Below are 23865 nucleotides of genomic sequence, written 5' to 3'. Positions count from 1 at the left end.
TCAGAGTCCTTGTTCGCTGAGCCACAGATTCAGCGCTGCCAACTGCCACAGCTTGGAGCCGCGTAACGGCGTGAGTTGGCCTTGAGGGTTGGTCAACAGTGTGTCGATCATCGACGGGTTGAACAGGCCTCGATCCTGGCTTGGGTCCAGCAGCAAGTCGCGCACCCAGTTGAGGGTGTCGCCCTGCAAATGCTTGAGGCCCGGCACCGGGAAGTAGCCTTTCTTGCGGTCGATCACCTCGGAAGGGATGACCAGACGTGCTGCTTCCTTCAGGACATGCTTGCCGCCATCCGGCAGTTTGAACTGACCGGGAATGCGTGCAGACAACTCGACCAGACGATAGTCGAGGAACGGTGTACGAGCCTCCAGGCCCCAGGCCATTGTCATGTTGTCCACTCGTTTGACCGGGTCTTCAACCAGCATCACGGTGCTGTCCAGGCGCAGAGCCTTGTCCACGGCAGCCGTTGCGCCGGGCTGGGCAAAATGATCACGTACGAAATCGCCTGCCGCGTCAGTGGCGGTCAGCCATTTGGCTTGTACGGTGGCGGTGTATTCGTCGTAGCTGCGGTCTACGAACGCTGCACGATAGGCCGCCACGGGATCGCTGGCGCCATCGACTTGCGGATACCAGTGATAACCGGCAAACAGCTCGTCCGCGCCCTGGCCGCTCTGCACCACCTTGCAGTGCTTGGCTACTTCCCGTGACAACAGATAGAACGCGATGCAGTCGTGACTCACCATCGGCTCGCTCATGGCTCGGAAGGCCGCAGGCAGTTGCTCGATGATCTCGCTTTCCTGAATGCGCAACTGATGGTGACGGGTGCCGTAATGCCTGGCGATCAGATCCGAATACTGGAACTCGTCGCCACGTTCGCCACCGGCATCCTGGAAGCCGATGGAAAAGGTCGACAGGTCTTCGACCCCGACTTCACGCAACAGCCCCACCAGCATGCTTGAATCGACACCGCCGGAAAGCAACACGCCTACATCCACCGCAGCGCGCTGACGAATTGCTACCGCTTCACGGGTGCTGTCCAGCACGCGGTCGCGCCAGTCTTCCAGCGTCAGGTGCTTCTCGTCGTCATGAGGACCATAAGGCAGGGTCCACCAGGTCTGCTGCTCGATCGTGCCGTTGGCGTAGACACGCATCCAGGTGGCGGGCGGCAGTTTCTCGACACCGGCCAGCAACGTACGCGGTGCAGGCACCACGGCATGGAAGTTCAGGTAGTGATTGAGGGCAATCGGGTCGAGCATCGGGCTGATATCGCCACCCTTGAGCAGGGCTGGCAGCGTCGATGCAAAGCGCAGGCGCTTGTCGGTGTGCGACAGATACAGCGGCTTCACGCCAAGACGATCACGGGCAATGAACAGTTGCTGAGTGTCGCGCTCCCAGATGGCAAACGCGAACATACCATTGAGCTTGGGCAGCATATCCGCGCCCCAGGCATGGTAGCCCTTGAGCAACACCTCGGTGTCACCACCGGAATGGAACTGGTAACCCAGACCTTCCAGCTCGGCCCGCAATTCGGGGAAGTTGTAGATGGCACCATTGAAGGCCATGGACAGGCCCAGATGGCTATCGATCATGGGCTGCGCCGAACCGTCGGACAGGTCCATGATTTTCAGTCGTCGATGGCCCAGGGCAATCGGCCCCTGACTGTGAAAGCCCCAGGCATCCGGGCCGCGAGGCGCCAGATTGTGGGTTATGCGTTCAACAGCGGCCAGATCCGCTGGTTGTTGGTCGAAACGTAATTCACCTGCTAATCCGCACATAATTCCTTACCGGGTTTCCGTTGGGGAGGTGACTGAAAAAAGTGCAGTCACCCAGAAACTGACCCGAAGGCGTTGTGGGAGTTTTAGATCAATAGGTTATAAGCAGGCAGTAGAGGCTTGAGCCTTGTATAACCGGGCGTTTTATCCGCGGATCTCATCAGGGTTGGGGAACGAATGTGCGCCGATGCCATTCGGCTCCGACGTCTCTAGAGCCTCTGGTGAGTCAATCACGACAGCCGAGGCGTAGGCGTTGATGATCGCCGCAACCAGACCTGGAAAGCGTTTTTCCACTTCAGGAAAACGTGAATGGTTCCGCATTTCCACACCATGACGCTCGCTGCGAATCAATCCGGCTTCGCGAAGGATCTTGATATGGGTGGACAGCGACGATTTAGGGATGACCCGATCCCCTAGCCTGGAAACCGCCGCACAGGCTTCGACAGTGCCCGACGTAAGGATCTTGGCGAGAATAGCTGCACGGTTTGGATCGGACAGCGCGTGAAGAATTGCTTGAGGCTGAACGTCCTCAATCGCAGGGTGAAATAAAGGTCTCATATCGTCTTCGCTAATGTCCTTGACTGTTACTCTGAATAGTTCATAAGATCGGAACTATGGGATTATTAGTCGTTTCAGAGGTTTTCCAGCTTCTGGCCTCGGTCTCAATGCGTATCAGCCTCGAAAATTAACAGAAAAGGATCGTTGTAATGAAGAAACTTGAAGGCAAGGTGGCTGTGGTGACGGGGGCATCGAAGGGGATTGGTGCGGGTATCGCCAAGGCTCTGGCTGATGACGGTGCGTCAGTCGTTGTCAATTACTCGTCAAGCAAGGCGGGTGCAGACGCAGTCGTTGATTACATTAAATCGATCGGAGGTACAGCTATCGCGGTCCAGGGCGATGTTTCAATAGCGGCCGAGGCCCAGGGATTGATTGAGGCAGCAGTCAAGCAGTTCGGGCAACTGGACGTGTTGGTCAACAATTCTGGCATTTTCGATGTTGCGCCTGTTGAGCATGTCACAGAAGACCAGTACCGACGCCTCTTCGATGTCAATGTGCTAGGTGTGATACTGACTACCCAGGCGGCAATCAAGCATCTTGCGCAGGGTGGAAGCGTCGTCAACATTTCGTCTTCCATCACTCGCCTTCGTACACCTGGAACATCGGTCTATACAGCGACCAAGGCAGCTGTAGATGCAATTTCTGGCGTGTTAGCCAAAGAACTCGCTCCCCGAAAAATTCGAGTCAACGTTGTCAGTCCCGGTTTCGTCGTGACCGAGGGCACCACCGCTGCGGGTATCGTCGGCTCTGACATGGAAGCAGGTATCGTTTCGCAGACACCGCTCGGTCGTGCTGGCCAACCGGAAGATATCGCACGTGTAGTGGCTTTCCTTGCGTCTGACGATGCTCGTTTCGTGACCGGTGAGAACATCACCGCGAGTGGCGGCCTCTGACAAAACGGAAGTCGGGTAGCACCTGGCGGGCGACTGAATGTTCACTGTTTTCCTCCCGCCGGATTTTAGGCGCTGCACCTGAGTACGCAGGCTTGCTGCGGCCGCGATCCTTGTCGGGGGTTTATCCATCAGGCAAGTCGTATGTCCGAGTCAATGACGGGGTAGATCAATACCCCGTCATCTCCAGATACCCGACCCCGCTCTGACTCCCGCTGACTTTTACCGGCCCTTCCCAGTAAGGAATGCTCAACCCCATCCATGACGCGGGATTCAGGGCGTCGGTGGTGATGTCCAGGTTCCTGCCGGGGATCCTGATCGACCAGCGGGTGGGCAAGCGGCGTCCGGCGACTTCGGTTTCGTTCAGAGGCTGCATGTCGATGTCACGGGCATGCAGGTGTTGGGTCGTGCCGTCTGCGCCGATCCAGGTACCGCTCAGGTAAGGCTCGCCGTTTTTGTGGCGCATGCGATACAGCATCACGTGTTCACCCTCTGCCAGATGCAGGGACAGCCAGTCCCAACCGGTCTGGTTGGCCGTCAATGGCTGGCTGCTCCATTCTCGGTCCAGCCAGGCGCGACCGCTGACCTGATGGGTCTTGCCATCCATTTCCAGACTGCCGCTGGCCTCGAAAAAGGGCTGGCTGTAGTAATAGGAGCCCTGGCCCAGGTCGGATTTCTGGCTGTAACCCTGCTCACCTTGCAGCACCAGAGGTTTACTGGAGGTGAGTTGCAGGTTGTAGCGAAAGTCCTTGCCGCTGGCCTGCAACTGCATGCGTGCCAATGGGTTCTGCGTTGGCGAGTCGCTGCTCAGCGACCAATCGTCGATCCAGGCCGAGAAAGGTGCAAGCCTGACGCCTGCCTGCTCAATGCCGCCGCGTGCGTAGCGTTCGGCTGCATGATGTCGGGTCGCGGACGTTGCGGCGGCATGGCCCATCCAGACCGTGCTGTCACCCCAGCCTGTCGCTTGTGTACCGGGGCGAAGGGCGTTGCGGAACAGCGTCCATTGCACGCCGAAGTCTTGGCCCTTTTCGTCCTTGAGGGTGGCGGTGATGTACCACCACTCGATACGAAATCCGGGATGCTGGCCATGATCCTCGGGGAATGAGAACACACGGCCTGGCTTGACCTGAGCATATTCGTCGGCCTGGTTGCTCATCCCGGCGAAACCGGTTTCAGGAGGCGGTTGCGGGTCACATGCGGTGAGTAGCAGCGTTAAGCCTGCCAGTCGCAGCCAGTCAGTTTTCATTGGCGAATGTCCTGAGCAGGTCGGCTGGCCGGGTGCGCTGCAGCTTCAGCAGTGGCCAGGCCGATGCCAGCAAGGTTGCCAGTAATGCCAGCCCCATCAATTGCAGCAGTTGCAGGGGGAAAACCTGCAAAGGCAAGCGCCAGCCGAATGCCTGGACATTGATCACGGTATTCAGGCACCAGGTCAGCATGAGCCCAAGGGGGAGGGCGAGCAGGAGTGTCAGCACCGCCAATAACCAGGTCTGGCCCAGATTGAGCAACATCAACTGGCGACGGGTAACGCCCAGCGCCCAGAGCGGGGCCAGTTGTCCGAGTCGGCTTTGGCTTTGCGTCAGCAGCCCGATGAACAGCGCCACGCCCGCTACACCCAGAGTCAGGCTGTTGAGTGCGGCAGTGGCTGCGAACGTGTGCTCAAACACCTGATTCGACCAGTACTTGAGCTGGCTTTGATCGATGATGCGATTGTCGTCGAGTGCAAACCGGCTTTGCAGTTCTTTCACCAGTGGCGGTGTGGCGGCATGATCGATGCGCAGGTTGAAACGAATGGGCGCCAGGTGTGGCCAGTGCTCAAGCAGGTGCTTGGCATTGACCAGCAGGTGGCCTTTGGGATTACCGTAGTCGGCGTAAATAGCCACGATACGTGGCGACCATTGACCGGCCGGGACAGGAATACTCAGGGTGTCGCCCAGCCCGAGCTTGAGGCGTCTGGCCAGTTGCTCGCTGAGCATCAGGGTGTCTTGATGGGCGAGTTGATTCCAGGGATCTTCTGTCGTCGACTCCAGCAGTACCCAGTGCTGGCGATAAGTCTCATGTTCGATGATGCCGAACAGGTCCGCAGGCCAGCCTTGCAACTGGATCGGCACCAGCCAGTTGGGCAGTACTGCCGTGATGGCGGGTTGCTTGCCCAGCCAGGCCTGCATCTCTCGGGATTGATCCGGGGTTTGCGGCGTGACGTACAGCTCTGCGCTCAGACGTTGCTCCAGCCAGTGACTGAAGGTCTGGCGAAAACCTGAAGTCATGCTGCCGGCCCCGACATTGGCTGCCATCGCCAGAAGCAGGGCCATCAACGCCAGGCTCAAGGCTGGCAGTTGTTGTCTGCAATCGGCCAGAAACCACTGCCCCAGGACCGAACGGCTGCGTTTCAGCAATCCACTCAGCAACGCATCGAGCAATACCGGTAACCCCAGCGCCGCACTCAATAACAAGGCAGATATCAATACAAAACCCCAGCCCAGGCTGTTGCCGAAAAGCCAGGCCGCCAGAGCCCCGGCTGCACTGGCAGCGGCAACCCAGGCTTGACGCCGCAACCAGCGTGCATGGGCCTGTTGCCAGGCTTGTGCATTGGCCAAAGCCAGCAGTGGCAGGCGCGCGGCACGCAACAGGCTGTTGGCCCCGGCCAGAAATGCGCCGAGCAGGCTCAAGGCAATGCCGCTGAGCCACCACCCGATATTCAGGTTCAACTGCCCGTCCACCTCGGCCCCGTACAGGCCACGCAGGCTAGCCGCGACATCCGGTAGCAGCAGGCTGGCCAGCCAGTAACCACTGACGACGCCCAGGAGCCCGCCGAGCAAAGCCATTGCCCCAAGCTCCAGAGCCAGCGCAGCGATCAGCAGGCGGGCACTGACGCCTGACGCCCGCAGGTTGCGCAGCAGACCCCGACGTTGTTCCAGTGCCAGACCAATCGCGGCATGAACGATAAACAGCCCGACCACGAAGGACAGCACCCCCAGCGCATTCAGGTTCAGGTGAAAGCTTTCGGTCAGGCGTTGCAGATTATTTTCTTCGCCACTCTTTTTGATCACCAATTGCTCGCTGAGGGCTGGAGGCAGAGCCGGATTGTCAGCGGCAAACTCCTTGGGCAGCAGCAGGCGGGTCAATTGACCGGGCAGGTGCAGCAGCGGTTGAGCAAAGCCGATATCGGTCAGCAAGACTCCCGGGGCCATATCTTTTTTGATGTGCAGAGGCGGCAGGGTCAGACCGTCATGGGTTTCCGGGTGCTGCCCCTCTTGCAGGCCAAGTGCCTGAAGGGTCTGAGGAGCAATCCAGGTCGCGCCCGGCGGAGCGAGAAAGTCGAGGACTTGCCGGGTATCCAGCGTCTGCCCGGCCACTGCGGAACCACTGGGCAGCGTCACCGGCTCGATCCCGATCAGTTGCAGGCGTTGATCCTCCAGCCCCTTCAGGGTGATGCGACCCTGCACCGTGGGTGATACCGGCCAACCGGCTCGCCGCAGCTCGATGAATAGATCCTGTGAGAAAGCCGCCCCGTTTGGCGCTGTCAGGCTGGTTTGCGGCTCGCCCCCAATCATCTGACTGGCCCGTTGATAGCTTTCCCGTGCCTGGCTGTTCAAGGCCTGAACACCGGTCAACAGGCTGGTAGCCAGCCATAGCCCGGTGAGCAGACTGAAAAACTGCACCGGATGGCGACGCCAATGGCTGAGCAGGGCGCGCACTGTCCAATAAAACACTCGCATATCAGCCTTCGCCTGCGGCGACCAGGCGCCCCCTGTGCAATGTGACCTTGTGCGCCAATCGTTCTGCGACACGGGAGCTGTGAGTGACCATCAGCAGGCTGGTGCTGCTGTCATTGAGCAGGTCCAGCAATAATTGCAGCACTTCATCGCTGGTGGCTTCGTCGAGGTTGCCGGTGGGTTCGTCGGCCAGCAGCAGGGCGGGGCGCGAAGCAAGTGCGCGTCCGATGGCAACCCGTTGCTGCTGGCCACCGGACAGTTGCTCCGGATAACGATGGAGCAGATCGCCCAGGCCGAGACGTTCAATCAGTTGCGCCTGCCAGAGCGGGTCATGGCGTCCGGCCAGGCGTGCCTGGAACGCCAGATTGTCTTCGGTCTTGAGGCTTTCGATCAGGTTGAACTGCTGGAATACCAGACCGATTTCGGTTCGCCGCCAGTTGGCCAACCGGGCTTCGCTCATGCTGTTCAGTTGCTGATTGGCGACGGTGATGGTGCCGCTGTCGATCTGATCCAGCCCCGCCACCAGATGCAGCAAGGTGCTTTTGCCACTGCCCGACTCGCCCATCAGCGCCAGACTGCTGCCACGCTCCAGATGCAAATCGATGCCACGTAACACCTCTACCGGGCCTTGGGCCGAGGGATAGCTCTTGAACACGTTTTGCACATACAACATCGGGATGCCCGGTTGGAAGTGGTCATGCCTTGAGGATAACGGCTATCGCCTATTGATGTGGGAACGAATTCATTCGTGAAGACGGCGTTTCATACGACATTTCTCTATCAGGCCTTCGCGAATGAATTTACTCCCACAGAAAAAAGTGTAGGAGTGAATGCATTCGCGAAGAACGAGATCATTTCACCTGCCTGCGAATCAACCCCCGCAAGGCAAACCGGTTGGGATGACAGGCCTCAGCCACGCTGCGGGGCAGCGGCAGGGGCTCGTTATCCAGCCAGGCGGCGATCAGTTCGGCGCACAGGGGCGCGGTAATCAGGCCGCGTGAACCATGGCCGCTGTTGACATACAGCCCGTCCAGCCACGGGCAGGCAATGTCCGGCACTTGCCGCGCATCCTTGGCCAGTGCGGCATACACCTGGGTAAAGGCTTCTTTATCCGCCAGCGGCCCGACGATTGGCAGGTAATCCGGGCTGGTGCAGCGAAAGGCCGCACGCCCTTGCAGTTCTTCTGGTGACAGGTCAGTTGCACCCAGACGAGCGGTCAGGTCGTTGGATATTTCCTGCAGCAATTGCAGGTTGCTCAGGTGATCGGCGGTATTGGTATTCAGGTCGTTACTGTTGAAGTCGAAGCTGGCCCCCAAGGTATGTTCACCCAGCCGTGGCGGTGCCACATAACCTTCTGCACAGACCACCGTGCGTAACACCTGACTGGCCTCAGTCTGTGGCAGACGAGTGATCTGCCCGCGAATACGCTTGAGTGGCAAATCGGCACTGTGCTCAAACTGCTTGATATCCGCGGCACCGGCCAGCACCACCACCGGAGCGCTGTCGATCATCTGCACTTGATCCCAGGCCTGCCATTGCCCATCGACGCGGCGCAACTCCAGTGCTTCGTGATGCGCAATCAGTTTGATATTCGGGTGCGCAACCTGCGAGTGACACAGCGCTGGCGGATGAACCCAGCCGCCCTCAGGGAAAAACAGCCCGCCCCAGCTCAGCTCTATACCGCTGCGTGTCTCGGCTGAAGGCTTATCCAGCCGATGCAGCAGCTCTTCGGGGAAAGCCTCGGCCAGTTGCTGCTGGCGCTGGGCTTCCTTGTCGTCGAAGGCCAGTTGCAGCACGCCGCAATTGTCCCAGTCGACGCCCCTTTGCAGACGCTCAAGCAGCCGTCGCGTGTGGCCGAAACCACTGAGGATCAACTGCGACAAGGCCGTGCCGTGTGCTGACAGCTTCAAATAAAGCACGCCCTGCTGATTGCCCGAGGCCTCTTGCGCAGGTTGGGCATGACGCTCCAGCAGGCTCACTTGCCAGCCGCGCTTCGCCAGGCTGTCTGCCGTGGCACAACCGGCCAGCCCGGCACCGATCACCAGCGCCTTGCGTTCACCCTCAAATGCAGCGGGCCGGGCGAACCATGGCTTGATGGGTGAGGGCCGCGGAGCCTCTTCAGGCCAGGCGATGAACTTGCCGCGCAGCACTTCCCATTTGTGGCCGATGCCCGGTACACGCTTCATCTTGAAACCTGCCGCGTTCAGGGCGCGTCGAACCCAGCCGGTGCTGGTAAAGGTGCCAATACTCGCCTCGGGCGCCGACAGTCGTGCCAGTTCGGTGAACAGCTCCGGCGTCCACATTTCCGGGTTCTTGGCCGGAGCGAAGCCGTCGAGAAACCAGGCATCGATCTGCCCGTCCAGTTGCGGCAGCATGTGCAAGGCATCGCCGATCAGCAGCGTCAGGGACACACGCCCCTCGTCGAACACCAGCCGCTGAAAGCCTTCATGCACAGCGATGTATTGATCGAGTAACGGCTCGGCAAAAGCTGCCAGCTCCGGCCACAAGGCCAGGGCGCGTTGCAGGTCTGCGTGATTGAGAGGGAATTTCTCGACGCTGACGAAATGCAGCCGAGCCTCGGGGTGAGCGCATTCCTGAAACAACTGCCAGGCGCAGAGGAAATTCAGCCCGGTGCCGAAACCTGTTTCACCGATGACCAGTCGCTCGCCCGCAGGCAAAGCCGTGAACCGCTCGCGCAGATCGTTCTGCACCAGAAACACATGGCGGGTTTCTGCCAGACCGGACTCGGTGGAGAAATACACATCGGAAAAGGCGCGGGAATGCGGGTTGCCTTGTTCGTCCCAGTCGATCTGGGCGTGGCGGGTAATGGTCATGTTCGGCTCGGCGGTGGCAGAGGCGGCATTTTACCCGTGTATGCAGACAAAAGCGGTGCAGATTGATAGCCGGACAAGCCTTGTAGGAGACCTGTCCGGCAGATTTTTCAGTTCTGGACGACCGGGCTGCCCGCATTCCCAGGCTGCTTGCGCGGCCACAGGGTCAGGCCGTAATACAACACGCCACCCAGGAAACAACCCGTGAACCAGGCGAAGTTGGCAATCGGCTTGAACCAGGGAATGAAGGTAAAGCACAGGCCCACCAGTGCACTCAGCAGCAGCGCAGTGACTGCCACACGGTTCACGCCATTGGTGTACCAGTAACGACCGCTGGGTGTGTCATTGAACAGGGCATCGACATCGATCTGCTGTTTCTTCACCAGGTAGTAGTCCACCAGCAGAATGCCGAACAGCGGGCCGATACAGGCCGCCAGGATATCCAGGGTGTAGTGAATCACTTCCGGGTTATTGAACAGGTTCCATGGGGTAATGAAGATGGAAGCGACTGCCGCGATCATCCCGCCTGCACGCCAGCTGATACGGCTCGGGGCCACGTTGGCGAAGTCGAAGGCTGGCGAGACGAAGTTGGCAACAATGTTGATGCCGATGGTCGCAGTGACAAAGGTGAATGCACCGAGCAGCACGGCAGTGGTGTTGTCGATACGGGCTACGGTCGCAATCGGGTCATGGATCATTTCCCCGAAGATCGGCAGCGTGCCGGAAACGATCACCACCGTGACCAGGGAAAACGCCAGGAAGTTAACAGGCAGGCCCCAGAAGTTGCCGCGACGCACGTCTTCCATGCTCCGGCAGTAGCGGCTGAAATCGCCGAAATTCAGGGTCGGGCCAGAGAAATATGACACCACCAGCGCAATCGCCATGATCACCTGACCAAAGGCGGCCCAGCCGGACAGCTCTTTTTCCGCCAGGGTGAAACTGATGTTGTCCCAGCCCGCACGCCAGACGATCCAGCCTGCCAGCACGAACATCACGGCGTAGACCGCAGGGCCAGCCCAGTCGATGAAACGACGGATCGACTCCATGCCCGACCAGAACACAATCGCCTGCACCACCCAGAGCGTCAGGAAGCCGAACCAGCCCAGGTATGAAAGCCCCAGGAAACTCACGTCTTGATAAGCGGCCAGTTCCGGGAAGAAACGCAGCACCACAATCACCAGCGCGCTGGACGCCAGATAAGTCTGAATCCCATACCAGGCCACCGCGATCAGGCCGCGGATGATGGCCGGAATATTGGCCCCGAATACCCCGAAGGCGAGGCGACAGATGACCGGGTAGGGCACCGCAGCCTGCTGGCTGGGCTTGGCCACCAGATTGGCAATCACCTGAATGATGCAGATGCCCACCAACAGCGCGATCAGCACCTGCCAGCTCGCCAGCCCGAGAGCGAACAGGCTGGCGGCGAACACATAACCGCCGACACTGTGCACGTCGCTCATCCAGAAGGCAAAGATGTTGTACCAGGTCCACTTCTGTGGAATCGGTCCCAGATCCTCATTGTGCAGGCGCGGGCTGTAACCGGCCGGGCGTTGGTCTGTCATGGCATTCCCTCCCTCGTTGGGCCATCGCTACGGCTGGGTACGAGCGATGGGTATTTTGTATACGATCCTGTACGCAAGACGTATGCCATGGCCTGAGTTTTTCGGGAAAAAGCCCGCAGAGTGTTGCCGGGCATGAGTTCAAGGAGAGGAAGTGGGCGTGACGGATCAACACCCGGTGGTGTTTGCAGTGCACGATAAAAGGGCGGTTTTGCTCGATTGAAGTGCATTCAGGGCATGAGCAAATGGCATGTTCAGACAGATAGGATTGGAATCGGGCTACCTGATCTGTAATCCAACATGGCACTATTTCTGTATACAATCTTGAGTGCCGATAATATCCATGGCATTTTCAAACGGCGCTGAAGGAGGCCCTGTGCGTATTCAAGTGATCAACCCCAACACCAGCGATGCCATGACCCACAAGATCGGGCTGGCCGCACAAGCCATCGCAAGGCCGGGCACGCAAATCATCGCCTGCAGCCCCGAGGATGGCCCTGTGTCCATCGAAGGGCATTTTGACGAAGCCATTGCCACGCTGGGCGTGCTGGAGGAAGTGCGTAAGGGAAGGGAGCAACAGGTCGATGCCCACATCATCGCCTGCTTCGGCGACCCCGGCCTGCTGGCCGCCCGGGAATACGCCACGGCGCCGGTCATCGGCATCGCCGAAGCGGCCTTTCACATGGCAGCCCTGATCGCCACCCGCTTTGCCGTCGTCACCACCCTGAGCCGCACCCGGATCATTGCTGAGCACCTGCTGCAACGTTATGGCTTCAGCGAACTCTGCACCTCAGTGCGCTGCATCGACCTGCCGGTCCTGGCCCTGGAAGAAGGCGGCCCGGAACTGATCGAACGCATGATCGACCAAGCCCGCCGCGCCCGTGACGAGGAGGGCGCCGGTGCCATCGTGCTGGGCTGCGGCGGCATGGCGGACCTGCCTCGACAACTGAGCGAAGCCATCGGCCTGCCCGTAGTGGAAGGCGTCAGCGCCGCCGTGAAACTGGCCGAATCACTGGTGGACCTGGGCCTGACCACCAGCAAACACGGCGACCTGGCCGACCCGATCGGCAAACCGTTCAAGGGGCGTTTTGCGTATCTGAGTCGTTGAAAGGCAGCGCTCAATACTTGCCAAATGCAGCCAGGTTATAGAGCGTCCACATCCGGTCATAGCCGTTGTCTACGGCGATGAAATCGTTACTCAATTGCTCGGGCTCTGCCCGAGTGGTCCAGTGTTGTTGCAGGGTAGCCAAGGTGTCGATCCAGGTCTTGGCCGGCTCGCTGATCTTGCGCCACACAGGTTTACCGCCTCCGGCTGAGGTCAGGCGTGGCAAGGTCTTGAAGTAGTCTTCAGCGTCGCTCCAGGCTGCCAGCAATGAGCGGTGCAAGGCCTGAACCTGCTCGGGAGTCAGGCGCTGACTGCCAGCCTGCTCATCCAGTTGATTGATTGCCAGGCGCGCCATCAGCATGAAATTGAGCGTGTGCCAGTGCTGATCACGCCCGAGGCGTTGTTCGATTTGCTTGAGTTGTTTGCTGCGCAATTGCAGCATTGGCTGTTCGAGCGCCTGATTGAAGGCGGGCGCACGTTCGTACAACTCGTCCATTCTTTGAGTGATTAACTCATTGAGCTGGCGCGCAATCGGTATCTCGGGGTATCGCTCAACGTACAGTTGTTCGACCTTACGGGCTTCAGGGCGCAGATTGTCATAGGCCTGGATGTAATCATAAGCGGCAATGTCCAGAAGGCTGTTCCATTTGTGCACGCCGCTCACATAAAAGGAGCAGGGACTTGTAGAGTCTTTTTCGACAGAGCCCATGCCGAAGCCGCTGAACGTCCGGCTTGGAGAGGGATTGCGAGCGATCACATCGTCAAAACGGGTTTGGTAAAAGTGATAACGAATGCGCAGCAACGTATCGCTGTAAGCCAGGCATTTGTTCATCTTCAGCAACTGGGTTGATACAGACTCTGGTTTTTCGCGAGAAGGAACGAGTATCTGGTGCAGCCAGGCAATCCCCAGAAACACGCATACGGCGACAACAAAGGCGCGACTACTGATCATGGTCGGCCTCCTTGCGTGGAAGGTGCGTACCATTGCTGGCGTGTCACCTGTACCTGACACTGCGGTGAAGTGTCGGCCAGGGTTGCGCACAGGCGCAGTGGCCAGGGGTGCATGCCCTGATCTTCGCCCAACGGGCGATAGTTGATGATGGCGACGGCTACCCAGAGCGAAGACGCCAGCAGTCCGAAGACTATGCCGACTCTCATTTCCCGTAGCCATGAGCCAGGCGGTGATTCTGTAAATACCTGCTTACGACGGTCTGGCCAGGACGTGCGGCTCAGCAGGGCCAGGCCCAGCAGGACTGCCGTGTAGACCAGCAGTGTGCCAATGCCACCTGCCAGAAAGGCCGGTATCGCAAGCAACCACCCCGGCAGACTTTCACGTAGCGGCAATGGCGTGGGACGTCGCAGGCTTAGCCAGTGGCCGCAGCGTTCTCTTAGAGCCTTGTCCGTGCGCCAGGCATTCAGGGCAACGGCTCGACACACCCAACTCACGCACCACGCCAACAAGCCGAACAATGCGGCCATCTCCAGCATCGTGCTCAGTGTTTCAAGCAGGCTGCTGCCCAGACGAAAGTAATCGTTGAAGGCTATTTCCCCAGTGGAGCCGAGGATTGCAAGGGGCAGCGCCCATACCGCTGGGCTGCGCTGCAGCGGACGCCAGAAATAAGGGTCCATGCCCGGCATTTCGCTTGCCAGTTGTGGATAGCGATGCTCTACGATATTGGCCAGGTGTTCGCACATCTGCCAGTCGGCCTTGTTGAATGCCGCCGTGAGATGCACTCGGGCATCCTCTTGCATGGGCTGAAACAACAGGCGGGCTGCTCTGGAGTCAGGGCTTTCGCTGTTCTGGGCGGCGAGACGCCGTTGCTCATCCAGAAAAACGGTGTTGTGACTGCGCTCCAGCAACTCGTTCCAATAGCGCAAAGGCGTACTTTTTCCTGGTTGTTTCCAGCCTTGGCTTGCACACACCGCGTCGAACAAGGTGTTGGACCAGAACGTGGCATTGAGCAGCAGCCGGGCCAGACACTCATTGAGCCACTGGCGACGGTCGAGTGTCTGTAGCCAGGCTTTTTGTTCAAGGTTGCGGCACAGCTCCAGCAAGCGCTGGGTGTTTCCTGTGTCCAGCGTGCCATGCAACTGCCGTTCGGTATGGCTCAGCAGATAGTTCAATACGGGTTCGGTGGCTGCATAGGAAATATCCTGACGTTGCCACGGCGTCAGCCAGTAAAAGTGCTCTACGCCAGGCTCTGCCAGTTCCTTCATGACTTCCGGGTTCGACAGGCAGAGGTGCAGCAAACGCTCTTCAAACGCCGCTTCGCAATAACTCGTGCGAGCCTGTTCAATGCGCTCGACCAGGTTATCTGCCGTGATGCCTTCAATCAGTTGCTCCGCCAGCTTCCAGGCTGGGATCGAACCGTCGTTCAGCGGCAGTACATAATGCGGATCAAACGTTGGAGCTGGATCGGTGGCCTGCACCTCTTGCCATTCGGCAGCCCAGTTCAGAGCCTGTTCATAGGCGTCGCGCAGACGTTGAAAACCCTCAGGATCCTCGTCTGGCCGGTATTGTTTGAGCAGGGTTGCGTATCGACGCTTGATACTGCGGGTATCGGCATCGGGTCCCAGCCCCAGCACAGACCAGCAATTCATTCCTGCACATCCAGCGCAAGCGGCGGGCTGAACCTTGGCAGGCTGAGGGGGATGCCGACAGTCATGGGGCGTTGAACTCCTGAGACACAGTACGAATCTTGAAGATGACTCGCTGTATCGGCAGGTATTCCACAAACTTTCGCTAATGCCGATCAGTTCAGGCCCCTCCCACGGATTGAGACTCCAGCCCCCGATTTTTGAAATCAGCCTCTTGACTGACCAGATCAACCAGCCTTTCTCACCCCTTGCTATGCTCCGACGACGTAGGCCCTTCAACCACGCCGCGTGGGCCGGAGATTCCCCAGATACCGGCACCGATCACCGGCAGGATCAGCACCAGCACACTCCAGCCTGCCTTGGTCGCCCGGCTTTTGCGTGAGCGCCAGACGCTGTTGATGATCCAGGCATCGAGCGCCACGATCATGACCGCCACGGCGATCCAGAACACGGTAGACATTTCCATTCGGCACCTCCGTACCTGTCATGTCGCAGGCAGCACGATCGTCGAGTCGGGTTCCGGCACGCTGATGGCGTTGTTGCCCGGCGTCAGGATCACCTTGCGACAGTCCTCCTGCCCCTTGTCGAAAATCTTGTAGCCCGCAGCGGCCTCTTCCAGGGACATGCGGTGAGTAATGATGGCTTCAGGAGACAGCCGACCGGTTTCAATATGCTCCAGCAGCTCGGGCATGAAGCGTTGGACGTGGGTTTGGCCCATTTTGAAGGTCAGGCCCTTGTCGAACGCATCGCCAAACATGAAACCATGGATAAACCCGGAATAGACGCCCGGCACACTCACCACGCCGCCGCGCCGCACAGTGGCGATGCATTGGCGCAAGGCTTTGCCGCTGCTGCCTTCCAGCTTGAGAGTGGCGAGCACGGTTTCCGTGGTGCTGCCTTTGGCCTCGAAACCGACCGCATCCACCACGGCATCGACACCGCGCATACCGGGAGTCTGACGAATGATGGTGTCGGCCGTGTCATCGTCTTCATCGAAATTGATCGGGATGGCACCGTAGGTCTTTTGTGCATAGGCCAGCCGATAGGGGTAATGATCGACGATGAAAATCCGCTCGGCTCCCAGCATTCTGGCGCAGGCAGCACACAACAGCCCGACCGGGCCTGCGCCATAGATGGCGATGCTGGAACCCTGGCCGATGCCGGTATTGAGCACCGCTTGCCAGGCCGTTGGCAGAATGTCGGAGAGAAACAGCACCTTCTCGTCCGCCAGCGTACCGGGCACCTTGAACGGGCCGACGTTGGCTTTCGGCACCCGCACATACTCGGCCTGCCCGCCGGGTATGCCGCCATACAGATGGCTGTAGCCGAACAGCGCGGCACCGGGCGGAATGGATTTCTTGTTGAGGATCGCGCCTCGGCCGGTATTGGTCGTTTCACAGGCAGAGAACAGATCCAGCTGACAGAAAAAACATTCCCCGCAGGCAATCACGAAAGGAATGACCACTCTGTCGCCGCGCTGTACAGCAGTCACTGCAGGTCCGGCTTCTTCGACGATCCCCATGAACTCGTGGCCCAGGATATCGCCATGCTCCGTGGCCGGAATCTTGCCGTGATAGAGGTGCAGGTCGGACCCGCAGATGGCGGTGGCCGTGACCCGCAGAATGATGTCATCGGCTTCCTGTAGTTCCGGGTCTGGCACGGTATCGACTTTTACATTGTGTGCCCCGTGGTAGGTCAGTGCTCTCATGGTTAGCCCTCGGCTGTGCCAGAAGAAGTCTGGACTTGCCTCAGATGAACAGGGGTTTCCAGGTTTGGTTCAGAGCAATGGATTAACGGTTACAGACCGTTGGCAAGGGTAGGTAATGGCCACTCCTACTGTTCGTCGGCTTCTTTTTCATCGTGCTGAACAGCCCTCGCTCCTGCCCGGTCGACCCCATTGACGGGTAAGCAGTCGTAACCCTTCAAGGTAATCAACCTGAAGCAGGACTCACTCCACGAGGTTCCCGATGAACAAAGCATCAAGCAAGAGCAGAACAACGATTGAAGATCTGTTCATTCACGAGCTTTCCGATATCTACAGTGCTGAAAAGCAGATCACCAAAGCCTTGCCAAAACTGGCTCGGGCTTCGACCAATCCCAAACTGGCCGAAGCGTTCAATGCGCATCTGGAAGAAACCCAGGGTCAGATCCAGCGTATCGATCAACTGGTCGAACAGGCCGAGATCAAACTCAAGCGCGTCAAGTGCATTGCCATGGAAGGGTTGATCGAAGAAAGCAGGGAGCTTCTGGACGAAATCGAGAAAGGCCCGGTGCTCGATGCAGGTCTCATCGCCGCGTGCCAGAAGGTCGAGCACTATGAAATTGCCGGCTACGGCACGCTGATCGCCATGGCCAAACACCTGGGCCTGGACGACGCAGCGAGTCTGCTGGGCGAAACCCTGGCAGAGGAAAAATCCGCCGATGAAAAACTCACAGCGATTGCCGAAGAAGGCGGTACCCAGGCCGCCACGCTGGATCTGGAGGGTCAGGAGTTAGAGGGTGATCCAGAGGAAGAGCAGGAAGAAGAAAAACAGCCCAGGAAGAAAAGACAGGCTTGATGTGTTGCTATGTGAGAAAGCCGGTTTTCGTGACTGACACCAGCGCACAGGGTTTTCTCACCCCTTTATTGATCTCTGAGGATAGCTGAATGATATGAGTGGTCTACATTAGCCGCAGATCATTTGAAGGATGCCGCTAATGTTTGAGTCCGCTGAAATAGGTCATGCCATCTCCGATGAAACTTACGAGGCTGAAGTCCCTGCGTTGCGCGAAGCCTTGCTGGAAGCCCAGTACGACTTACACGAGCAGGCCGGACGTCAGATCATCGTGTTGATCAACGGTATTGAAGGTGCGGGCAAAGGCGAAACCGTCAAATTGCTCAGCGAGTGGATGGACCCGCGCCTGATCGAAGTACGCACCTTCGACCGACAGACCGACGAAGAACTGGCGCACCCCACGGCTTGGCGCTACTGGCGGCAACTGCCCGCCAAGGGCCGCATGGGCATTTTCTTCGGCAACTGGTACAGCCAGATGCTGCAAGGTCGGGTGCATGGGCTGTTCAAGGACGCGGTACTCGACCAGGCCATCAGCGGTGCCGAGCGCCTGGAAAAAATGCTCTGTGACGAAGGCGCACTCATCTTCAAGTTCTGGTTTCACCTGTCCCGCAAACAGATGAAATTACGCCTCAAAACCCTCAAGGACGACCCGCTGCACAGCTGGCGCATCAGCCCGCTGGACTGGCAACAATCGAAAACCTACGGCAAGTTCGTGCGCTTCGGCGAGCGCGTACTGCGCCGCACCAGCCGCGAATACGCGCCCTGGCACGTGATCGAAGGCGTGGATGCCAACTACCGCAGCCTCACCGTGGGCCGCCTGCTGCTCGAAGGCATGCAGAACGCATTGAACACTCCCAAGGCTGAGCCCAAGCCCTTGACCTTCGGCCCTTTGCCCGCCAACCACGGCGAACGGACCCTGCTCGACAGCCTCGACCTGAGTCGCAGCCTGAGCAAGGACGAATACCAGGAAGCGCTGATTGCCGAACAGGCGCGCCTGTCCGTCAACCTGCGCGACAAACGCATGAAAAAACACGCCCTGGTGGCCGTCTTCGAAGGCAACGATGCCGCGGGCAAAGGCGGCGCCATTCGCCGTGTCGCCGCCGCACTCGACCCACGCCAATACAACATCGTCCCCATCGCCGCCCCCACCCAGGACGAACGCGCCCAACCCTACCTCTGGCGCTTCTGGCGACAGATCCCGGCACGAGGCAAATTCACCATCTTCGACCGCTCCTGGTACGGCCGCGTGCTGGTGGAACGAGTCGAAGGCTTCTGCAGCGAATCCGACTGGGCCAGAGCCTACGGCGAAATCAACGATTTCGAAGAACAACTCACCGACGCCGGCATAGTCGTCGTGAAATTCTGGCTCGCCATCGACGAACAGACCCAACTCGAACGCTTCCAGGAACGAGAAAAAATCCCCTTCAAACGCTACAAAATCACCGAAGACGACTGGCGCAACCGCGAAAAATGGCCACAGTATCGCCAGGCTGTGGGGGATATGGTGGATCGCACGAGCACAGAGATTGCGCCTTGGACGTTGGTTGAGGCGAATGACAAGCGGTGGGCGAGGGTTAAGGTTTTGCGGGTGATTAATGAGGCGTTGGAGGGGGCGTTTGAGGAAGTCTAGTAGTGCTTTGTGGATATGAGGTTAGTTTGGTCGGTATTGAAGGCTGTGAGCTCCGACGGTTCACTGGCGACTCTCCCGCTTTTTAACGCGTAGAATTTAGCGGTGCATGTTGACTTTAGCCTTTCTGTGCCCTGCTCATCCAGCAGGGTTCTGGCGCTGACGAGATAGAAACGCATCGTTAAAAAGAAGATATGAGTGGATGTTTTTGAGTGGGCAGGTTAGTAAGACATCATGTGATGTTGCTTGAGTTGATGGCTAATGGCCTTTAAGCTGTGTAAGGTATGTGCGGAAATGATTATATTGGATGTGTAGCTGTTTAAGGAGCGCTCATGAGTCGCAGAAAAGTTGTTAATGTCCGCACTTTTATTGATTGGGACTCTGCTAGAAGGATTTTATCTACAAACACGAAAATAGGGCGAAATGATTTGGGGCTTCGATCCATGATGGAGATCCAAAATTTTATTGCAGAGCTGTTGCAGAGTTTAAATGGCGACACCCATTATCGAGTTAATTACAGAATATATCATGGTTGGCACAGAGGTACGACTAAAACAGATGATTACCGCGAGTTTGAAAGAATATCTGCAGGCAGCCAGTTGAGTAGAAGGCTCGGAGTATGTTCGTTCTCACCTGAGGTGGTTTTCGGTAATGTATTATTGTGTGGGGGGAGGCGTAGTAAGCTCTACAATACATTGCGCCGACGTGAAGATACTCAAAAAGACGAACAGAAAATGGTTGATACAGCATTGGTTAGTGATCTTTTGACTTCTGTTCGTAATGATAGAGGCTCCGTACATATAGTAATTGGTGATGATGATGATCTTATTCCAGGTGTTATAACCGCAGATAGTTGGGGCGCAAGAGTGATACTCGCGAGAGTAAGGCGAGAGTTTGACTGTGCGCATCTAAATGTAACCGATCTGATTCAGAGAAGGAAATCTGCATGAGTGCTAACGGATATGAAGAAATTTTTGGCCCCTTCGCGGATCCTGCAACCGATATCTGTATCGAAAAAAAGCTTAATGAAACCTGTGTCAGTATTTATCGTAATGGTGAGGCTCGTCAGTACTCAATAAATGAAGTGAGTGGGCGTGTTCGAGATACTTTAAATAAACGCGGTTTTGCAAATTTAAACTCCTTGTTGGCGTCGAGCGATTTTGCCGATTTAAAAGCATTGGCTTCCACGCAGCTGCGAATGTTGGCAGCCATAGGGAGTAGTCCTTTTTTGAATCCCAACTATACATCATCTGAGTCCAATAGTCGGGTTACTGGTATTGAGCACTTAAGCTCAATGCTTGGAGTGTCTGAAAAAAATACTACAAAGATTGTTCTACTTGATGGGCCTGCGGGTATAGGAAAAACATATCTTTTGCAAAGGCTTACTTGGGAAAGAGCTCAGGCATATACTGCCTCCGGGAAAAATTCTCCAGTCTTATATATCGGAAGTCGTGGTGCAAAGCTTTCTAATCTTCGAGCGGAATTAGCTGCCGCAACTCAGCAAATGCGTGCTAATTTTACTTTTGATCAAGTTCCTGTCTTGGTTAGAAGGGGGCTTTTAGACTTAGCAATTGATGGCTTTGATGAATTAGTAGACGCTGATGGCTATCATGATGCTTGGCATGCATTACAAAGCTTTCTAGCTGAAATCTCAGGGTCTGGGATTTGTATATTAGCCGGGCGCGATACTTTTTTTGATCAGCAAGGTTTCTTGGCTCGGCTTGATGCCAGTAAGTATTCTATTCAGCTGGTACAGTTGCATCTACTTCTTGCAGAACCTCAGCAGGCTCTAAAATGGCTACTTCAAAATAAATGGTCCGAGCAAGGGGTCTCAAATATACAGTCAATTTTGAAGCATAACTCATATGCTCTTAGGCCGTATTTTTTAAGTGTACTTGCTGACAATCCAGACTGGCAGGCTGATGAGCGCGCTAAAACTGTAAGGGGTTTTCTTGTTGATCGCTTTCTCGATAGAGAATCCCAACTAATAAAAAAAATGCTCGGTGGTGATGATGCCCAAATTCGAGATGCTCTCTGCAGAATGTTTGAGGATGCTGCAACCGATATGTTTGAACGGGAGCAGGGGGAGGTAGATGTAGAGTATCTAAGCATGTTGTGTGAACTATCTTTTGACAAGGTATTTCCTCAAGATGAGATAAGAAAACTTACTCACAAAGCTGGAAGTTTTGGTTTGTTAGAGCCAGGCGCCTCCGTCAGGATGAGAAAATTTCCTCACTCGGAAATACTCCATCATTTTTTATCCAGAGCCTTATTGGATGACTTGCATGCAAACAAGTTAAGTCTTGCACTTCGTAGGGGTGTTTTAGGAGGGGATTTTTTAGAGGTGTTTCAAGAGGTCATAGAACATGAGTCTGCTTCTGCATTAAACGGTGCGCTATCTAACCTAACGAATCTGATTGGCAATGATTTTTCAAGTGATCGTCTTCAAGCGAATGGTGCTGCAATTTTATTAGCATCGCTATCAAGAAGTTTGAGTTCTGATTCTCGTATATTAAAAAATTTGCAAATAAACGAATGTTCACTATCAGGTCAGCTTGCTTTGGCTGAATTGGAAGGTTTGAATATTTATAGATTAGATGCCCGTGGAGCTGATTTTACAGAAGTTACTTTTAAAGATGTAAGCGTATCTATGCTCATAGCGGATGATTTGACTAAGTTTGGATTAACCCGCCCGATTGTTTCAACAATACACGTCACAGATGATTTCAATATAGAAACCATTCATGATCCGCAGTCCATAAAAGAATGGCTGGATACTCATGGAACGACTCAAAACGAAAGCTTTGAAGAGGTTCCTTTGTTTAGATTTTTCGAAAGAGTTTGCCGAAAAGCAATTCGTCAGTTCTATTTTAAATATAGCGACGCTGATCCCGATCCAACCAGTGAATTTTTGATTGATCCTATGTGGCCAACTCTAGCGGAAATATTAAGAAAGCATGAGCGATTAGATGAGGTGTTAAAGGCCGTGAGTGGGCCGCCTAGTGTGATGTATCATATTCGAGATCCGAAGTCTTTATTGCAAGCGCAGGATGAAGCTTCGATTAATATAATTAAAGATATTGTGGCAGCAGGAAGGCGAGGTTAATATTTAACCTCCAAACCCAGCCCTGCAATGTGGGTTTTTGTAGGGCTGAGCTTTTTCTGACTTTTAGGCAACACCGGATCTTTAATTTGCCGCTGACTTTTCAGCGATGCGATACTTTAAATCTATGCTCGTTCTATGCGCACCGACCACATTGGTTACGGCAAGGCTGTCTCAATTCTGCAGTTTCTTAAAAAGGATTTATTGCTGGTTCAATGGAGATGTGGTTGCAGTGTTAATTGTCATGGTGTCAAGCGCACCACTATCTATATTCGCTCTATTTTGCTAGATGATGTAATTATTTTACGGCGGTTGGGAACTTGCTGTACTTCGATTAGAGAGATTTTTCTTGCTTTACGGACAATCTAAAGTATAGGTCTCGACGTAGGTTTTACCATTTATAGATGTCGACGGGGCTTCCGTTCCTGAAGCTTAATCTGATCGTTAGTAGGCGTTGATCGCAAATGATTTACGTGCTTTTATGATTCTTCATTCGATTGCGCTCGGATTATATTTATTATCTTTGTTTCGCCTGCGGTATCATCTGTTTTAGGTTGTAGAACTTACCCGTGACTGAGATGTGGTTTTTAATGGGCACGTAGAGGTTTACTGTGTGAGTTTGCAATTGTGTCTCTATTAATTATATACTGTTTCATATGAAATTGCTTGTCGATTGATGGGTGTTTGAGTGTGCTTAATAGGTTTTAACTTAAATATACGCAGCGTGTTTTCTATGCGGCTATTGGTGTTAAAGATATATACCATTATCCGACCGTGGCTGGTTGGTATGCAGGTCGGATCTGAATTTTCCAAGAGTCACATATCGTTGAGCGGCGAAGCAGTTATGAAGTGGCATACTCCTGCAGTCGTTGCACGTGTTAATTCAGCTGCTAGTATGGCGAGTCGTATTGTAAATACGAATATAGGCCAATTTAGTTTGATTTCAGATCGTGGCCATGTGTCCGCAGCAGCTTGATCAGAACCTGATGTTCTCGTCGATAAAGTGCTCTTGCCATGACGCCGCTCTCGTTGAATCGCCCCATACGATATAACTGATTTTCAGATATTTGATATGCATAGATATTCTTGCCCGCGACCCCGATCAAAGCCACCGCTTTGCCCGGCCCCAAGAAATCCGAAAGCCCTATCTGAAAGGACACAACCCATGAAAACCCGAACCCACCCCCGCAACCCCAGGCAATCATCCCGCACTGCACGACCACGCTTTCCCAGCCGCGCAGGATCTGCCCCGAAGACACCTTCGACTCAACTGCAAATCGTCAGCTCCATGTACGCCTACCTGATGACGAGCTGGGAAGAGTTGCCCGAGGAGAACAAGCGTGCCTTGGGTTTCGATTTTGTTGCGGGCAGTGAAGGGGAGGAGAAGGCGCTCAACCATCTGGCGAGGCTTTTTCTGGACTATGCCGATTTGTCATTTCGTCGGGCGTTGGTTGCTCGGCGCAGACGGCTCGGGATTGGTGAGACGAGCAGGGCTGTTGAGTGAGTGATGCTGCGCAGGCTCAAGCGCATTGCTGACGTCGATGCGCGTTTGCGGC

The 23865-nt window shown here is 55.9% G+C and carries 19 protein-coding genes; 7 read left to right on the top strand and 12 right to left on the bottom strand.

The features are described 5' to 3' along the window. Nucleotides 1-1773 (bottom strand): N-acetylglutaminylglutamine amidotransferase, encoded by a 1773-nt coding sequence (locus CKW23_RS08740; protein ID WP_025261117.1) that lies wholly within the window; start codon nucleotides 1771-1773, stop codon nucleotides 1-3. 141 nt (nucleotides 1774-1914) lie between these two features. Next, nucleotides 1915-2328, bottom strand: coding sequence for a helix-turn-helix transcriptional regulator (locus CKW23_RS08735; protein WP_025261060.1), 414 nt, complete (start codon nucleotides 2326-2328; stop codon nucleotides 1915-1917). Nucleotides 2329-2477: 149 nt separating this feature from the next. On the opposite strand from CKW23_RS08735, the gene CKW23_RS08730 reads away from it, so the two are divergent. Then, on the top strand, nucleotides 2478-3221 hold the full coding sequence (locus CKW23_RS08730) for a glucose 1-dehydrogenase (protein WP_025261059.1): 744 nt from the start codon (nucleotides 2478-2480) through the stop codon (nucleotides 3219-3221). 166 nt (nucleotides 3222-3387) lie between these two features. Here CKW23_RS08730 and CKW23_RS08725 read toward each other — a convergent pair whose 3' ends face one another. The 5 genes from CKW23_RS08725 to CKW23_RS08705 all read right to left on the bottom strand — a co-directional run bounded on the left by CKW23_RS08725 (nucleotide 3388) and on the right by CKW23_RS08705 (nucleotide 11324). Then, nucleotides 3388-4464 (bottom strand): lipocalin-like domain-containing protein, encoded by a 1077-nt coding sequence (locus CKW23_RS08725; protein WP_025261058.1) that lies wholly within the window; start codon nucleotides 4462-4464, stop codon nucleotides 3388-3390. After that, on the bottom strand, nucleotides 4454-6934 hold the full coding sequence (locus CKW23_RS08720; protein WP_095067434.1) for an ABC transporter permease: 2481 nt from the start codon (nucleotides 6932-6934) through the stop codon (nucleotides 4454-4456). The genes CKW23_RS08725 and CKW23_RS08720 overlap by 11 nt, the downstream gene beginning before the upstream one ends. A 1-nt stretch (nucleotide 6935) precedes the next feature. Then, nucleotides 6936-7604, bottom strand: a complete 669-nt coding sequence (locus tag CKW23_RS08715; protein ID WP_025261056.1) for an ABC transporter ATP-binding protein — start codon at nucleotides 7602-7604, stop codon at nucleotides 6936-6938. Between the two features lie 178 nt (nucleotides 7605-7782). Next, complete coding sequence (gene mnmC, locus CKW23_RS08710) at nucleotides 7783-9765, bottom strand: bifunctional tRNA (5-methylaminomethyl-2-thiouridine)(34)-methyltransferase MnmD/FAD-dependent 5-carboxymethylaminomethyl-2-thiouridine(34) oxidoreductase MnmC (protein ID WP_095067433.1); 1983 nt, start codon at nucleotides 9763-9765, stop codon at nucleotides 7783-7785. A 107-nt stretch (nucleotides 9766-9872) separates the two neighbouring features. Beyond that, nucleotides 9873-11324 carry an NCS1 family nucleobase:cation symporter-1 gene (locus CKW23_RS08705; RefSeq protein WP_025261054.1) on the bottom strand — a complete coding sequence of 484 codons (1452 nt, stop codon included), beginning with the start codon at nucleotides 11322-11324 and terminating at the stop codon, nucleotides 9873-9875. Nucleotides 11325-11697: 373 nt separating this feature from the next. On the opposite strand from CKW23_RS08705, the gene CKW23_RS08700 reads away from it, so the two are divergent. Further along, nucleotides 11698-12429: an aspartate/glutamate racemase family protein gene (locus CKW23_RS08700; protein ID WP_025261053.1), complete on the top strand. Its 732-nt coding sequence runs from the start codon at nucleotides 11698-11700 to the stop codon at nucleotides 12427-12429. 10 nt (nucleotides 12430-12439) lie between these two features. Here CKW23_RS08700 and CKW23_RS08695 read toward each other — a convergent pair whose 3' ends face one another. From CKW23_RS08695 to CKW23_RS08680, 4 genes are all read right to left on the bottom strand, one after another. Next, nucleotides 12440-13378, bottom strand: a complete 939-nt coding sequence (locus CKW23_RS08695; protein WP_025261052.1) for a DUF3829 domain-containing protein — start codon at nucleotides 13376-13378, stop codon at nucleotides 12440-12442. Continuing rightward, complete coding sequence (locus tag CKW23_RS08690) at nucleotides 13375-15027, bottom strand: J domain-containing protein (RefSeq protein ID WP_051427741.1); 1653 nt, start codon at nucleotides 15025-15027, stop codon at nucleotides 13375-13377. Before CKW23_RS08690 ends, CKW23_RS08695 begins: the two co-directional genes overlap by 4 nt. 238 nt (nucleotides 15028-15265) lie before the next feature. Next, nucleotides 15266-15490 (bottom strand): PLDc N-terminal domain-containing protein, encoded by a 225-nt coding sequence (locus CKW23_RS08685; protein WP_025261051.1) that lies wholly within the window; start codon nucleotides 15488-15490, stop codon nucleotides 15266-15268. An 18-nt stretch (nucleotides 15491-15508) separates the two neighbouring features. Then, on the bottom strand, nucleotides 15509-16732 hold the full coding sequence (locus CKW23_RS08680; RefSeq protein WP_025261050.1) for a zinc-dependent alcohol dehydrogenase: 1224 nt from the start codon (nucleotides 16730-16732) through the stop codon (nucleotides 15509-15511). A gap of 259 nt (nucleotides 16733-16991) precedes the next feature. Here CKW23_RS08680 and CKW23_RS08675 point away from each other — a divergent pair, with 259 nt between their 5' ends. From CKW23_RS08675 to CKW23_RS08665, 4 genes are all read left to right on the top strand, one after another. Continuing rightward, a complete protein-coding gene (locus CKW23_RS08675) occupies nucleotides 16992-17582 on the top strand; it encodes a ferritin-like domain-containing protein (RefSeq protein WP_095067432.1) in 591 nt (196 codons plus the stop codon). Between the two features lie 139 nt (nucleotides 17583-17721). Beyond that, nucleotides 17722-19209 carry a polyphosphate:AMP phosphotransferase gene (gene pap, locus CKW23_RS08670; protein WP_095067431.1) on the top strand — a complete coding sequence of 496 codons (1488 nt, stop codon included), beginning with the start codon at nucleotides 17722-17724 and terminating at the stop codon, nucleotides 19207-19209. Between the two features lie 329 nt (nucleotides 19210-19538). Continuing rightward, nucleotides 19539-20156 (top strand): hypothetical protein, encoded by a 618-nt coding sequence (locus tag CKW23_RS26180; RefSeq protein WP_143498928.1) that lies wholly within the window; start codon nucleotides 19539-19541, stop codon nucleotides 20154-20156. Beyond that, nucleotides 20153-22312: an NACHT domain-containing protein gene (locus CKW23_RS08665; RefSeq protein WP_143498926.1), complete on the top strand. Its 2160-nt coding sequence runs from the start codon at nucleotides 20153-20155 to the stop codon at nucleotides 22310-22312. The genes CKW23_RS26180 and CKW23_RS08665 overlap by 4 nt, the downstream gene beginning before the upstream one ends. 929 nt (nucleotides 22313-23241) lie before the next feature. On the opposite strand, the gene CKW23_RS08660 is transcribed toward CKW23_RS08665, so the two are convergent. Then, a complete protein-coding gene (locus tag CKW23_RS08660; protein ID WP_095067429.1) occupies nucleotides 23242-23568 on the bottom strand; it encodes a hypothetical protein in 327 nt (108 codons plus the stop codon). Between the two features lie 29 nt (nucleotides 23569-23597). Here CKW23_RS08660 and CKW23_RS08655 point away from each other — a divergent pair, with 29 nt between their 5' ends. After that, nucleotides 23598-23813: a hypothetical protein gene (locus CKW23_RS08655; RefSeq protein ID WP_095067428.1), complete on the top strand. Its 216-nt coding sequence runs from the start codon at nucleotides 23598-23600 to the stop codon at nucleotides 23811-23813. Nucleotides 23814-23865: the final 52 nt, after the last annotated feature.

It is taken from the genome of Pseudomonas sp. Irchel 3A18 (assembly GCF_900187465.1).
Classification (GTDB): domain Bacteria; phylum Pseudomonadota; class Gammaproteobacteria; order Pseudomonadales; family Pseudomonadaceae; genus Aquipseudomonas; species Aquipseudomonas cichorii.
This window is presented reverse-complemented; position numbering and strand designations above follow the sequence as displayed.

Bases quoted from the DNA above. Each gene is read 5' to 3' on its own strand.
- CKW23_RS08740 (WP_025261117.1), bottom strand. From the start codon at position 1,773: ATGTGCGGATTAGCAGGTGAATTACGTTTCGACCAACAACCAGCGGAT.
- CKW23_RS08735 (WP_025261060.1), bottom strand. From the start codon at position 2,328: ATGAGACCTTTATTTCACCCTGCGATTGAGGACGTTCAGCCTCAAGCA.
- CKW23_RS08730 (WP_025261059.1), top strand. From the start codon at position 2,478: ATGAAGAAACTTGAAGGCAAGGTGGCTGTGGTGACGGGGGCATCGAAG.
- CKW23_RS08725 (WP_025261058.1), bottom strand. From the start codon at position 4,464: ATGAAAACTGACTGGCTGCGACTGGCAGGCTTAACGCTGCTACTCACC.
- CKW23_RS08720 (WP_095067434.1), bottom strand. From the start codon at position 6,934: ATGCGAGTGTTTTATTGGACAGTGCGCGCCCTGCTCAGCCATTGGCGT.
- CKW23_RS08715 (WP_025261056.1), bottom strand. From the start codon at position 7,604: ATGTTGTATGTGCAAAACGTGTTCAAGAGCTATCCCTCGGCCCAAGGC.
- mnmC (WP_095067433.1), bottom strand. From the start codon at position 9,765: ATGACCATTACCCGCCACGCCCAGATCGACTGGGACGAACAAGGCAAC.
- CKW23_RS08705 (WP_025261054.1), bottom strand. From the start codon at position 11,324: ATGACAGACCAACGCCCGGCCGGTTACAGCCCGCGCCTGCACAATGAG.
- CKW23_RS08695 (WP_025261052.1), bottom strand. From the start codon at position 13,378: ATGATCAGTAGTCGCGCCTTTGTTGTCGCCGTATGCGTGTTTCTGGGG.
- CKW23_RS08690 (WP_051427741.1), bottom strand. From the start codon at position 15,027: ATGAATTGCTGGTCTGTGCTGGGGCTGGGACCCGATGCCGATACCCGC.
- CKW23_RS08685 (WP_025261051.1), bottom strand. From the start codon at position 15,490: ATGGAAATGTCTACCGTGTTCTGGATCGCCGTGGCGGTCATGATCGTG.
- CKW23_RS08680 (WP_025261050.1), bottom strand. From the start codon at position 16,732: ATGAGAGCACTGACCTACCACGGGGCACACAATGTAAAAGTCGATACC.
- CKW23_RS08675 (WP_095067432.1), top strand. From the start codon at position 16,992: ATGAACAAAGCATCAAGCAAGAGCAGAACAACGATTGAAGATCTGTTC.
- pap (WP_095067431.1), top strand. From the start codon at position 17,722: ATGTTTGAGTCCGCTGAAATAGGTCATGCCATCTCCGATGAAACTTAC.
- CKW23_RS26180 (WP_143498928.1), top strand. From the start codon at position 19,539: ATGAGTCGCAGAAAAGTTGTTAATGTCCGCACTTTTATTGATTGGGAC.
- CKW23_RS08665 (WP_143498926.1), top strand. From the start codon at position 20,153: ATGAGTGCTAACGGATATGAAGAAATTTTTGGCCCCTTCGCGGATCCT.
- CKW23_RS08655 (WP_095067428.1), top strand. From the start codon at position 23,598: ATGTACGCCTACCTGATGACGAGCTGGGAAGAGTTGCCCGAGGAGAAC.